General features: G+C 39.8%; 14 protein-coding genes. All 14 read right to left on the reverse strand.

Going from position 1 to position 13,705, the window contains the following annotated elements; genetic code table 11:
- Positions 1-16 precede the first annotated feature (16 nt).
- The 14 genes from QR42_RS15965 to flgL all read right to left on the reverse strand — a co-directional run bounded on the left by QR42_RS15965 (position 17) and on the right by flgL (position 13,705).
- Positions 17-1,810 (reverse strand): M3 family oligoendopeptidase, encoded by a 1,794-nt coding sequence (locus QR42_RS15965; protein WP_039181766.1) that lies wholly within the window; start codon positions 1,808-1,810, stop codon positions 17-19.
- Between the two features lie 124 nt (positions 1,811-1,934).
- A protein-coding gene (prfB, locus tag QR42_RS15970; RefSeq protein WP_098677688.1) for a peptide chain release factor 2 occupies positions 1,935-3,036 on the reverse strand; the annotation gives its coding sequence in 2 pieces (ribosomal slippage) (positions 1,935-2,963 and positions 2,965-3,036; 1,101 coding nt in all).
- A 67-nt stretch (positions 3,037-3,103) separates the two neighbouring features.
- Positions 3,104-5,629 carry a preprotein translocase subunit SecA gene (gene secA, locus QR42_RS15975; protein ID WP_039181769.1) on the reverse strand — a complete coding sequence of 842 codons (2,526 nt, stop codon included), beginning with the start codon at positions 5,627-5,629 and terminating at the stop codon, positions 3,104-3,106.
- A gap of 198 nt (positions 5,630-5,827) precedes the next feature.
- Positions 5,828-6,391, reverse strand: a complete 564-nt coding sequence (hpf, locus tag QR42_RS15980; RefSeq protein ID WP_024423608.1) for a ribosome hibernation-promoting factor, HPF/YfiA family — start codon at positions 6,389-6,391, stop codon at positions 5,828-5,830.
- Between the two features lie 188 nt (positions 6,392-6,579).
- The gene (locus tag QR42_RS15985) at positions 6,580-8,265 is read right to left on the reverse strand and encodes a methyl-accepting chemotaxis protein (RefSeq protein WP_039181772.1); all 1,686 of its coding nucleotides are present in this window, start codon (positions 8,263-8,265) and stop codon (positions 6,580-6,582) included.
- Between the two features lie 33 nt (positions 8,266-8,298).
- The gene (locus QR42_RS15990; RefSeq protein WP_039181775.1) at positions 8,299-8,679 is read right to left on the reverse strand and encodes a DUF8042 domain-containing protein; all 381 of its coding nucleotides are present in this window, start codon (positions 8,677-8,679) and stop codon (positions 8,299-8,301) included.
- Between the two features lie 13 nt (positions 8,680-8,692).
- Positions 8,693-9,034, reverse strand: coding sequence for a flagella biosynthesis regulatory protein FliT (gene fliT / locus QR42_RS15995; RefSeq protein WP_039181778.1), 342 nt, complete (start codon positions 9,032-9,034; stop codon positions 8,693-8,695).
- Entirely contained in the window at positions 9,031-9,435 is a 405-nt protein-coding gene (fliS, locus tag QR42_RS16000) for a flagellar export chaperone FliS (protein ID WP_039181781.1), read from the reverse strand. The genes fliT and fliS overlap by 4 nt, the downstream gene beginning before the upstream one ends.
- Positions 9,436-9,452: 17 nt before the next feature.
- Complete coding sequence (locus QR42_RS16005; protein ID WP_039181785.1) at positions 9,453-10,967, reverse strand: flagellar hook-associated protein 2; 1,515 nt, start codon at positions 10,965-10,967, stop codon at positions 9,453-9,455.
- A gap of 20 nt (positions 10,968-10,987) precedes the next feature.
- Positions 10,988-11,329, reverse strand: coding sequence for a flagellar protein FlaG (gene flaG / locus QR42_RS16010; RefSeq protein WP_039181788.1), 342 nt, complete (start codon positions 11,327-11,329; stop codon positions 10,988-10,990).
- Positions 11,330-11,490: 161 nt separating this feature from the next.
- Entirely contained in the window at positions 11,491-11,715 is a 225-nt protein-coding gene (csrA, locus tag QR42_RS16015) for a carbon storage regulator CsrA (protein WP_039181790.1), read from the reverse strand.
- Positions 11,709-12,143 carry a flagellar assembly protein FliW gene (fliW, locus tag QR42_RS16020; protein ID WP_039181793.1) on the reverse strand — a complete coding sequence of 145 codons (435 nt, stop codon included), beginning with the start codon at positions 12,141-12,143 and terminating at the stop codon, positions 11,709-11,711. The genes csrA and fliW overlap by 7 nt, the downstream gene beginning before the upstream one ends.
- Positions 12,144-12,171: 28 nt before the next feature.
- Positions 12,172-12,750, reverse strand: a complete 579-nt coding sequence (locus QR42_RS16025; protein ID WP_039181796.1) for a DUF6470 family protein — start codon at positions 12,748-12,750, stop codon at positions 12,172-12,174.
- Between the two features lie 46 nt (positions 12,751-12,796).
- Positions 12,797-13,705 carry a flagellar hook-associated protein FlgL gene (gene flgL / locus QR42_RS16030; RefSeq protein WP_039181799.1) on the reverse strand — a complete coding sequence of 303 codons (909 nt, stop codon included), beginning with the start codon at positions 13,703-13,705 and terminating at the stop codon, positions 12,797-12,799.

Raw genomic sequence — 13,705 nt, forward strand, 5'->3', positions numbered from 1 at the left:
CGGGAGCTTTTCATTTTTATTTTTTCGTCACTTCTAAAAATTCTTCAGCATCTGCTACAGCCAAACGAATGGCTTCTTCCCAAAATGCTTTTTGGGTAAGGTCAACGCCTAGATGCTTTTTAGCTAAATCTTCCACTGTCATTGAAGCAGTATCTTTTAATAATGCAATGTATTTCTCTTCAAACGATGTACCAGCCTGCAATGCTTTTGCATAAATTCCTAACGAGAACATGTATCCAAAGGTGTATGGGAAATTATAAAATGGAACATTCGTGATATGGAAATGCAGCTTAGACGCCCAGAAATGAGGATGGTATTCATCTAATGAGTCACCAAACGCTTCCTTCTGCGCTTCGACCATCAATTCATTCAATCGGTCAGCCGGCACTTCTCCTTGTTTACGCTCTTCATAAAATCGCTGTTCAAATAAGAAACGAGATTGAATGTTCATGAAGAATGCTACACTGCGCTGCAGCTTATCCTCTAACAAGCTGAGACGCTCCTCTTCATATGCCGCTTCTTTTAATGAAGCATCAGCTACAATCATTTCTGCGAAGGTAGACGCTGTTTCAGCTACATTCATTGCGTATTTGCGATTCAGAATGCGAACATCCTGCATCACGTCCTGATGGAATGAATGACCAAGCTCATGCGCTAGTGTCGCCACATTGGATGGACTTCCTGAGAAGGTCATAAAAATGCGTGATTCTCCGCTGTCAGGGAAATTTGTACAAAAGCCGCCTACCCGCTTGTTTGGACGGTCCTCAGCTTCTACCCAGCGTTCGTTAAAGGCTTTTTCTGTAAAAGCAGCGAGCTCTTCTCCAAATCCAGCGAAGTGTTTCACAATAAAAGCAGCTGCTTCTTGATAAGGATAGATTTTGGTCTCACTGCCGATAGGAGCCCCAACATCAAACCAGCTCAGCTTATCCACTCCAAGCATCTCAGCTTTTCGATGTAAATAATCAATGAATGGCTGCTTATGTTCATCAATCACAGACCACATTGTATCAAGGGTTTCTTGTTTCATACGGCAAATTTCAAGCGGCTCTTTTAAAATGTGATCCCAGCCTCTTGCTTCATACACTTGCAAACGAAAGCCAGCAAGGTGGTTGAGCGTACTAGCAAATAAATGTTCATCCTGTGTCCATGCATGCTCTAGGTTGTGGTAAACAGCCTTTCTGACTTCACGATCGGAATCATCCATTGCATTTTCCGCTTGGCCTACAGAGATCATCTGCGTTTCACCATGCTGTTCAAACGGAATGGTAATTTTATTCACTAAGCTGGAATAAAGCTCATCCCACGCATGGTACCCATCTACAGCCAGCTTTTGGATCAGTGTTTCTTGTTCAACAGGTAATTGATCCTTCACACGGTCTCTTCGCTCATTTAATATGTAGCGGACATCTGAAAAGGCTGCTGAATTCATCAGTTCTTCCCACTTGTTTGCAGGAATAGCAGCAAGCGCTTGATCAAACAGTGCAAGGATGGTTCCTAAATCCGCTTCTAGCTTGGCAATCGTACCTCGAAGGCTGCCTGCTTTCATATCCTTCGTATTTTGAGCTTGGAGGCAGGATACAAATGAACCTGCTTGAGACAATTTTTTATATGTAGTTTCATACGTGTCAAGGACAGACGTTAATTTGCTTTCAATGTGTGTATCTTCTTTTGAAAAGGCATCCACCTTTTGTCGTAATTCATCTAATAGCTGCTGAATGGTTTGCAGGTATGTCTTAAATTCTGGTGAAGAACTGCCTCCTTTAAAAAAGGCATCTAAATCCCACGTTTCTTGCAATGGTGTTAATCCCAAAATATTTCCCCCTTTATTTGCTAATTTCATCATACAAAGGATATAGAATCAGTATGTCGTAAGTATTCCTTTATATTCATTATATTTTCTCACAATTAAAAAAACCCGGCAAGAAGCCGAGTTTTTATGATAATTTCGAACGTAGGTATGCATCGATAAATGAATCTAAATCTCCATCCATCACCGCTTGAACATTTCCCATCTCCGTATTGGTTCGATGGTCTTTCACAAGAGAATAAGGGTGGAATACATAAGAGCGAATCTGGCTGCCCCAGCCAATTTCTTTCTGCTCTCCTCTGATTTCATCCAATTCTGCCTGCTGTTCTTCGATCCGTTTTTGATAAAGTTTCGATTTCAACATTTTCATCGCACGTTCTCTGTTTTTGATTTGTGATCTTTCTGTTTGGCACGTCACGACGACATTGGTTGGAATGTGTGTAATACGAACAGCAGAGTCCGTCGTATTAACGTGCTGTCCGCCTGCACCGCTTGCACGATACGTATCTACCTTGATATCCTCTGTGCGAATATCAATATCAATTTCTTCATTGAATTCCGGCATAACATCACATGAAACGAAGGATGTATGTCTACGGCCAGATGAATCAAAAGGAGAAATACGGACCAAACGATGGACACCTTTTTCTGCTTTTAAATAACCGTACGCATTATGCCCTTTGATCAGCAATGTCACCGACTTAATTCCTGCCTCATCACCTGGAAGGTAATCAAGCGTTTCGACCTTAAAGCCTCTGCGCTCTGCCCAGCGAGTGTACATTCTCAGAAGCATAGAACCCCAGTCCTGTGATTCGGTACCGCCTGCACCTGGGTGAAGCTCCAGAATGGCATTGTTTTTATCATAAGGTTCGCTTAAGAGAAGCTGCAGCTCAAATTCGTTAAATTGCTTCGTTAAGTTCTTCAGCTCTTTTTCAAGCTCTGCATGAAGCTCTTCGTCATAATCTTCCTTTAATAAGTCATGCGTCATTTGCAGCTCTTCATGCGATTCACTGAGCTCATGATAGGAATTCACAGAATCCTTCAGTGCATTGGCTTCATTGATAACGCCTTGAGCCTTTTGCTGATCATTCCAAAAATCAGCCTCTGACATCGTCGCTTCAAGCTCTGCGATTTTGGCTTCTTTTGTTTCTAAGTCAAAGAGACCCCCTAAAATCAGCTAGTCTGCTAGCCATATTTTCAAGCTCTTGTCTAATTTCTACTAATTCCATATCCTTCACCTCATAGATGTATGGGGGCTGACATGAATAGAAAGAGGTTTTCACCTCTTTCCATTACTTATTCTGTCTTCCCATGACAATTTTTATATTTCTTGCCGCTTCCGCAGTGACATGGAGAGTTTCGTCCAATGTCTACGACTTTACGTACCGGCTTTTTCTTCACTGTCTTCTCCTCATCGCCCTCTTGTGGCTGATGAGCCGTTGTTTGACCTTGAACCACTTCTTCACGTTCTAGGTTGTTTTGGATTTCTGATTTCAAGACATACTTGGCCACATCATCTTCAATTGAAGCAACCATATGCTCAAACATCGCAAATCCTTCCATTTGGTATTCACGTAGCGGATTCGTTTGTGCATACGCACGTAAATGAATACCCTGACGCAGCTGATCCATTGCATCGATATGGTCCATCCACTTCGAATCCACCGCACGAAGAACGATGACTTTTTCAAATTCACGCATTTGTTCTTCGCCAAATGTTTCTTCTTTTGCATCGTATTTTTCTTTAATACGATCCATGATGAAGCCTGTGATTTCATCTGCTTCTTTACCGAAGATATCTTTGACCGTGATGGCACCTTCGTCTAAATAGTTCGTGTTGATTAATTCAACAAGACCATCTAGTTTCCATTCTTCAGGCAGCTCTTCTTTTGGCGTATAAGATCCCACAGCACGCTCAATTGAAGATTGGATCATATTGATGACAATTGATTTTAAGTTATCGGAATCGATGACTTCAAAACGCTGTTTGTAGATCACTTCACGCTGTTGACGAAGCACATCGTCATATTGCAGAAGCTGCTTACGGGAATCAAAGTTGTTCCCCTCTACACGTTTTTGAGATGATTCAACGGCTTTAGACACCATTTTACTTTGGATTGGTGTAGAGTCATCCATGCCAAAGCGGTCAAGCATCGCCATCGTTCGCTCTGCACCAAATCGGCGCATCAATTCATCTTCCATGGATAGATAGAATTGGGTAATCCCTGGGTCTCCTTGACGTCCAGAACGTCCGCGAAGCTGGTTATCAATACGACGGGATTCATGACGCTCTGTCCCGATAACAGCCAGACCTCCAAGTTCTTTTACACCTTCTCCAAGCTTGATGTCAGTACCACGTCCTGCCATGTTTGTCGCAATGGTCACAGCACCTTTTTGACCAGCCTCTTCAATAATTTGTGCTTCACGCTCATGGTTTTTCGCGTTTAACACTTGATGAGGAATGCCTTTATTTTTAAGCAGCTTAGAAATAAGCTCAGATGTCTCAACTGCTACTGTTCCGACAAGAACTGGCTGTCCTGTCATATAGCGCTGCGCAACATCTTCAGCCACTGCTTTAAATTTACCATCCATTGTGCGGTAAATTAAATCAGGTCTGTCATCACGAACTACTGGTTGATTGGTCGGGATTGACACAACCTGCATGTTGTAAATGTTACGGAATTCTTCTTCTTCCGTTTTTGCTGTACCAGTCATACCAGATAACTTTTCATACATACGGAAGTAGTTCTGGAACGTAATTGTTGCTAGTGTCATGCTTTCGTTCTGCACTTCAAGACCTTCTTTTGCTTCGATGGCTTGATGCAGACCTTCACTATAACGGCGTCCTTTCATTAAACGTCCTGTGAAGGAGTCTACGATGACTACTTGGCCTTCTTCTACCACATAATCCACGTCTTTTTGCATCGCAACATGTGCTTTCAGTGCCTGAGCGATGTGATGGTTCAGCGCGACATGTTTAACATCAAACAGGTTCTCGATGCCAAATGCTTTTTCCGCCTTCGTCATTCCGCTTTCAGTCAGCTGCACACTTTTTGTTTTAATATCATACGTGAAATCATCTTCGATTTTTAATGTGCGGACAAATGCATTGGCTTGTACGTAAAGCTTTGTTGATTTCGCAGCTTGTCCAGAAATAATAAGAGGTGTTCTCGCTTCATCAATTAAAATGGAGTCAACCTCATCGATCACAGCATAATGAAGTGGTCTCTGAACCATCTGCTCTTTATAAAGCACCATGTTATCTCGTAAATAGTCAAAGCCGAGTTCATTGTTTGTTGAATACGTGATATCAGCGGCGTACGCTTCTCTTTTTTCATCTTTGTCTAAGCTGTTTAAGTTTAAGCCGACCGTTAAACCAAGGAATTCAAAAATTTTGCCCATTTCCTGCGCATCACGGCTTGCCAAATATTCGTTGACTGTCACGATGTGGACGCCTTTTCCAGAAAGAGCATTTAAGTAAACAGGCATTGTGGATGTCAATGTTTTCCCTTCACCTGTTTTCATTTCAGCGATGTTGCCTTCGTGAAGTGCGATCCCCCCCATAAGCTGCACCTTAAATGGGAACATTCCTGTTACGCGGCGGGAAGCCTCGCGAACCGTAGCAAATGCTTCAACCAACAGGTCATCCACGGATTGTCCTTTTTCAAGTTTTTCTTTAAATTCAATCGTTTTATTTCGTAAAGCCTCGTCAGATAATTTTTCAAAATCTTGAGCGAGAGCTTCGATTTCATTTGCCTTTTTTTCATATCGGCTGATCGTACGTTTCGTAGGATCAAACACTTTGTTTAAGATTCCAAGCATATAATAACGCTCCTCTATTTCATGCAATTTTTCGGCATGTCCAAAAGTTTGACAGGTCCATATTTACCTGCATTTATCATACCATACCTTCTTTCATTTCCAAAGAATTTGCCATAATTTCGCACAAAAAACCCGCCCCTTATGAAAGGAACGGGCTTACTTTATTTAGGTTGTTTTTGAATCAGCATCAACTGATATTTAAGCGTTTGGCTCAATGAGTCCATATTTACCGTCATTTCGGCGATAAACCACATTGGTCAAATTTGTCTCAGCATTTGTGAAAACGAAGAAACTATGACCTAACATGTTCATTTGGAGAATGGCCTCTTCGCTATCCATCGGCTTTAAGTTGAAACGTTTTTGTCTGACGATTTCTGTTTCATCAATCTCTTCGTCATCTTGAACTGCTACTTCAGCCGTACCATTTCCTCCAGCAAATAAGTGCTTTTTGGCACCTTGCTCGCGGAATTTACGGTTTACTTTTGTTTTGTGCTTTCTAATTTGACGTTCTAATTTACTGGCTGCTAGGTCTACTGCATTGTACATATCCTCATTATGCACCTCAGCTCGAAGTGCTAGATCAGTCATTGGAATGGTAACCTCAACTTTAGATTCTTGATCGTTGTAAAACTTCAAGTTCACGTTGACTGAAGCATCAACATCTGTCTCAAAATAACGCTCCAGCTTTCCAATTTTTTTCTCGACATGATCTCTTAGTGCAGGTGTTACGTCGATGTTTTCTCCTCTGACATTGTAATTCATGTAAAGAACGCCTCCTTTAAAATTAAGGATATGTAAACCTATTTCTACTTTTCCCTCCTTTTCTCCTGCTCAAACGTAAAAAAAATGTGAATATTTATTGAAATTTGTCGAATTTTGCGGTGCTTCAACTGTTTCTTGATAGGTGATGAATATATATTCGGCTGATTCTTGAAAAAGACCAGCGCACATTAAATGGTAAAAGATGATATCGATGTTTTCAGCGATTGAGACAAGGATTTTAAATCCTCCGCAGCGGCTTTCATTTCTTCATTTGCCGCTAATGATTCTTCAACAGCAGCAGACATATACTCTGTTTCTTCTGAGTTTCGTTTCGCACCTTCTTCAATGACACCAACCGTTTGAGAAATTTCCTCTGTACTAGCAGAAATCTGTTCTGCAGTGGCTGACAGTTCTTCGGCTTTCATTGAAATATCACGAATAGATTCCAAGATTTCATGGAAGCTCTGTTCAGATAATTGTGATACTTTTACACCCTCTGCTACATCCCGCTCAACCTTCGTCATCGATTGCGATGACCTTTCTGTATCTTTGTTCACGTTCTCGAGTAATTGACTAATTTGATCTGTCAGCTGACTAGATTCTTCTGCCAGCTTCCTCACTTCATCTGCTACAACTGCAAAACCTCTTCCATGTTCTCCCGCTCTTGCTGCTTCTATGGCTGCGTTTAAAGCAAGTAAATTCGTCTGGTCAGCAATGGCATGGATATGACCTAACAGACCTTGAATGCCTGTAAACTGCGCTTGTACATTGGCCATTGTGGAATGGTGTTCATTCACAGACTCTTTAATAGAACTCATTTGTTTCACAAATTGTTGAATAAGAGCGGCACCCTCTTCAGCCTTTTCAGTCACTGAAATTGAGTGACCCGAAACATCGGACGTGTGTACAGCTGCGTTTTGCATGCCAGTCGATACTTCTTGAATGGCAGAGGCGACTTTTCCGACCGCATCTGATTGTTCACGTGAAGCTTCACTGACCTGTTCGATCGAGCTAGATGTCTGCTCACTAGCCGATATCGTTTGACTGATGGTTTCCTCAAATTGAGCAGCAGAATCAGCAAGCTGTCTTGATCCGCTTTGCACCTGCAAAATAAGCTGACGCAAATGAGCCGTCATTTGATTAAAGGCTGTGCCGAGCTGACCAATCTCATTTTTAGAGGTCACTTCAATCTCTTCAAGGGTCAGGTCACCATCTGCCATCCTTCTTGCGGCATTTGTGACAGAAACAATTGGTTTTGTCATGCGATGAACGAATCTGACACCAATCACCAGAAAGCCAACAATAATCGCTGCACTGACCAAAATGAGTGTAAGCAATAATTGATTACTATCTTGATTGAGCTGATTGATTTTTTGATCACGTTGTTTTAGCTGGTTTTGAGCGAATTCTTTTGTAAAGGTATGTATTTCTTGTTCGATAGGTTGTAATTCTTGAGTGAGGCGGGTGTTGAATTCTTTTTGATTGTTGGTATTTAATGATATAAATAACCTTTTTGTGGATTCATAGTAGAGTTCATTCTTTTGAGATATCTTTTCTAATAATTGTTTTGCCTGTTTGACTGTACTAAGTTTTAAAGCATCTCCTGTTTTTTTATTAATATCAACATAAGTATCTTCAATCTTTTGTGAGATTTCCCTGTCTTGCATGACGACATATGTTTTAATCTGTGCTTCCTGCTTTTGCAGAAGCGCCTCTAATTCCAGTGAGGTCTGATAAAGCTTCACTTCCTTGCTTAATAATGCTTTATAGGATTGATCTGTTTTGTAATAGAGAAAGCTTGAGAATCCTAACATACTGACAAACAATACACATATGACAATAAGCCCAAATAAAAATTGATTTTTTAGTCTCATAATTTCCTCCGAATGGTCTGAATTGGACAAAAATTAATGAATGACATACGGCCTCATACAGGCATGTATTTCATCCATCCACTTTCTATATTCAGGTATAAAATATGATTTCAGGAATGATTGGAAGTGATTTGAAGGGAATGTATAGAAAGCTAGTATATCAAAACTTAAAAATATTTGATCAAACGAACGAATCGTTTTGGCAAAGTGTTCATTTTCAATAATTGAAAGCAGAAGGGGGTGTGTTGTGTCTAAATGAAAGAAGGCATGGATCAGATCATTAAAGATCCGATCCCCTTCTGTTTTGTCAAAATCCTTCTCAATTTCATCTAAATATTTTAGACTCTCTTCTATCGTGTATAGAAGTTCATAATATGTGGTTAATAAAATATAGTCATTTGAACGATACGCCACAGATCTCACCTATTTATTTCCGTTTATCGTAGTATACGCCGTCACTTGTTATGGGCTGGTATGGATTTTGATAATTCAGCTGTTTTGTTTTCTTTTTTTGAATGGCTTGAATATCTGCTTTTATCCCATTTTGGATAACCGTTAATTGCTTCGCCATCTCTTGATCTGTTTGTATGATTTCTCGGATTTTCTCTTTTTCTTGATCCGTCAATTCATGCTGTATATCTCTCATTAATTCGTCTCTCTCGATTAAAAAGGCATCAAAGTCTTCAACCAGTGTCTCACTTTGCGGATTTTCCGCTATCTCTGCTGCCATTTTTAATGTTTGATCATGCAGCTGGTCCACAATACTCATAGAGAGCCCCCGATAGAGTGGTGACGGCCTTTTCGATCGGTTTGAATGACTTCCTTCCACGCATCACGGAAATCAGTTACGTACTGTTCTACTTCATTCAATATCTCTTCGTCATTTTGAAGATTAGCTTCTATCAGTCTGCGATAAATGTAATCATACATACTTGCCATACTCTTTGATACGTCATAGGAACGATTTAAGGTGACATTTAATTCTTGAATGATGTTTTGAGCCTTTTTCAGGTTCAAGTTTCTCGTTTCTGCATCCTCTTTTTGAATGGCATGCTTCGCTATTCTGATGAACTTTAAGCAGCCTTCATAAAGCATAAGCGTCAACTCGGCAGGTGTTGCGGTCTCAATAGAATTTTTCTGATAGGCGGCATAAGGGTTTTGTATTGCCATATGTTATAAACCTCCAATTATTGTCCAAGCAGTTGAGAAAGGTAGCCAGATTGGTTGTTTAGCTTTTGAATCGCACTATCCATGGCGTTAAACTTTTTGTAGTAACGGGCTTCAACCATCTTTAAACGGTCTTGGAATGTACTCATTCGTTTTGTCAAAGAATCAAGGTCCTTACCAAGTCCGTATTCCTTTGATTCCATTGTTGTGCTGCCAGCCTTTTTTTGAATGCTCTTCGTGAAGGCAGATAAGGAATTTTGGACACGATAAATGATTCCTTGTTCTTTATATTGCTGCTGCGCTTTTTCTTTATCCTTTGAATCCACATTTAAACTACCTGATATGAACATTTGACTGATCTTCTGTGGATCTGCTTCAATGGCTTCTTTTAGTTTATTGTCATCAATTACAAGCTTTCCTCCATCTTTATATTTATCTGAAGTAGTAATTCCAATTTGTGTGAGGTGAATTTTATTCCCATCACTAGTCGTAATATCAGCATAAAAATCACTTCTTATTTTAGAAGCTCCAGATCGTAAAATAGAATCACTTCTCAGCAAGCCAGACTTCGCGGTCGTTTCCCATAGTTCCACTTCTTTATCAGACATTGCTTTTTTCTCTTCTGCTGTTAAAGGATGATAGTCTCTATTTCTTTTTTCATTGACTTTACCATTAATTTGCTCAACAAGCTCATTGTATTTATCAACAAATTGTTTAATCTTATCAAAGATTGCATCAACATCTGTTGAAACGTTTAAGCTGACAGGCTTATCCGTTGTTCCTTTAAGCTCGTACGTAATACCAGCCTGTGTAAAGGTATTGTTGTTATTCTCCATTTTCAGGCCGTTAATCTCGTATTGCGCCTTCTGTCCTTGAGTGGTCGCAACCAATTTGTTATCTCCATCTACTTGAAAGCCTAATTGCGTAAAGAATGAAGCCGAATTACCATCAGCTGCTTTAATACTGACGCCTTCACCCGTTGTCCGAGAAGTAAGAGCGATGGTATCCACGTAGTTCGTTCCATCAAAGATTTGGCCTTTGTAAGCCGTCACACCTAATTGCGAGCTGTTCAGCTTTTTCACGATGTCATCGATTGTATCGGTATCAGAAGTATTGATTGTTACCATTTTTGGTTTTGTTGAATCTGGTGTTGTCACTTCAAACGTAAATGTGCCATTTGCAGGTGTAAATCCAGATGTACCAGAGGACTTGAAGACAGAAGCTGTCGCTAGCTGAGTGACATGAATAGAGCCAGAGGTCGCATTAGTTGATCCAGTTGCTGTGACGGCAGATTCATTTGAGCTTGTCACTTTTTTGGCGCCATATGTACTTGGATACCCTAAGCTTAAGCTATTAATCAAATCACCTAATTCTTTGATTTTCGAGTTAACCTCGCGATAGCTGTCTCTTTGCCATTCAAGTGTTTGTTTCTGGCGCGTCATTGTATCAAGTGGTGCCTGCTCCGTTTTCATCAGCTTTGATACGATTTCATCAATATCGAACACATTTGAAAATCCAGTAATACGATTGACCATTGTTTATGTTCTCCCTTCATTTACATTCTTTTATCTACAAATAAACCGACAATTTCTGTCATTGCCGCATAGAAATCAAGCCATTCCTTGGAAGGAATTTCTCTAATAACTTCTTCTGTTTGGTTATCTACGACTTTGACATAATATTCATTGAGTTTTTCATGTAATTCAAATTGAAGATGAAATTGAGTAGGCTCAATCAGCTTGTTTGCGCCTTGAAGCGTTTTTTCAATTTCTTCTTTTGAAACAGCCCTGCCATTTGCTTGTGAGTCAGAGTTTACATTGTCATTCTGGTTATTAGAAACACGGGTTTGAAATGCATCGATAATTGGCTCTAGCGATGTCAACTTACCAACAGACATAGTTATTCAGCTCCTGTGCTTTAATCTATCTTTTATATCGGCTTTGAATTTGCAAATTAAATATAGATGGACCGATTTGTTAAAGTTTCCTATAGATCATGAACATCTGTATCGGAACACGTTCACACGGAGAAGGAAAGCTGAATGCAATAAAAAAATCCTCACTTTTTTTGTGAGGATAATTGAGAGAGAAGATCTAAGGATAAGCTCGCAGCACGATTGTTCTCTTCTTGAATAGACAGGTACACTTCTTTCCTGTGAATATCAATGTGCTTAGGAGCCTCAATCCCGAGTTTCACTTGATCGCCTTCGATTGAAATAATCTTGACTTCAATATCATCGCCTATTTGAATTGACTGGTTTAATTTACGAGACAGCACTAACATGAGGATGTCACCTCTAACAAATGTTTTGTATGATAAGCTGAATCATGCAAAATCACCTGCTTGGCTTTCATGTTTTTCCGGTTCACAATAATAGGCGCTCTTAAATTAGCTGTTGTTTTTTCAATAGATGATTCCATTGTTAAAATAACCATTACTTCCACATCATTGGCATCTTCTACTTTCAGAATGTCTACAACCGTTTCGTCTAAATCAAATTCGTATTGATTGAAGAATAAAAACGGACTGCTGACGATAAAGCCTAATGCTGCGTTTTTCAATGATTGAAGAACTAAAAACGGAGATTCTTCTGATAAAGGCAAAATGACAAACTGTTTTTGATCCAGAAATCCTGGTATCCCGTTAGAGAAGTTGATGATTTGCTCCTCTTTGATTGTCACTTCACCATGGTATTTTGTTTGAATGATCATAATTCACGACCTTTTTCGTTTTTCTTTACTATACCTTATCACCATTATGACCCGTTTCGTCAACTTCTATTTTTAATTCTGGGTATTGTAACATATCAATATTGACCTTACCTGGCTGGTAGTTAACGATTGGTTTATGAGGTGTTGCCTCTATAACAGCTTTTTGCGGCTCCACATCAATTTGAAGCTCAGAAGGCTGATAGTGAATTTTCACACTAAAGAATGAAGGTATCACACCAATGGTGAATTGTTTTGCTGGAGGACTGCCGTTGATCTTGGCAAACTCAGCAATCGCATTTCCACCATTCTCGATCTTGATAAGTTCACTTCCTTCTTCCGCTCTTCGGCCCATTCCTTCTCCAACAGCCCGCTTCCCCTCAGCTGCCCATTCCTCAGAACGTCTAAAAATCGACTTGATATCCATATCGGCAAATGCCTCGGTTTGATCAATGGTTAATTTCGATGGTGTCCTTTTGATATCCATGACAGCTCGCGGTTGCTGAATCTCAAGGTCCGCTCGTGGCTGCTCTACTTCTTGGCGAGAAGGAGTTGTCGACATTTGAAGCTTTGCATAGGTTTGCTGCATTAACAATCTAGGGATTTGCATATGTTCACCTCCATGATGCAAAAAAGCACCCATCGGATGCTTTTTATTATCTTAAGAAATCAACAAGGGATGGCTGAATGACTTTAGCTGTTGTCGCTAAAGCAGCTCTATTCACCGTCTCTTGTTGAAGAAGATCAAGAATTGCCTTTTCACTTTCAACATCTTCATTATCTGATTTAGCATTTTTCAATACTTGGTATTGTGAAGTTAAACGACTTCCTACTAAGTCAACACGATTCGAACGCGCTCCTAGGTCAGATCGCTCAGCACTCATCACTTCTTTAAACTGATCGATACTTCCTAATGCATCATCAGAATTCGCGAATGTTCCATTTTTCAATGAATTTTCTAAATCAGTCAGCATTTCAATGACATTTTGACCGTTGGCCTGTCCACCAAACGCTGAGATTGGATTTGAGTTTACATTTAAAGTAATCCCATCAGAAATATTCGCTTGAACAACATTCGCATCTGTATAATTTTCGAAGTTAAATGTATACGTTCCGTCTGCATTCTCAACAACTGGTTTAACATTTGTATTTGTCCCATTAAATACGAACTTACCTAGCATTTGAGTGTTCATTGCATCGATGATTTGATTCTTCATCTGACCAATTTCCACTCCGATAGCTGCTAAATCTTCTGGCTGCTTTGTTCCGTTTGCCGCATCAAGCACTTTATCTCGTATATTTGACATAATATCAATAATTTCAGTGACACTTGTTTCAGATGTATCAATCCAGTTTTGTGCTTCATTTAAGTTATTTTTATACTGTTCATTTCGAAACAAGGCAGTACTATATTGAAGGCTTTTTACTGCTGCAACAGGATCATCAGACGTATTCGTGAAACGTCTTCCTGTTTGTGCCTGCTCATTAATTTTAGAAAGTTTTTCGTAACTTTTACTAATATTTCGAAGTGAGTTTTGAGAAATCATACCTTGTGTGACTCGCAT

Origin of the sequence: Bacillus sp. WP8 (assembly GCF_000800825.1) — a bacterium.
Taxonomy (GTDB): domain Bacteria; phylum Bacillota; class Bacilli; order Bacillales; family Bacillaceae; genus Bacillus; species Bacillus safensis.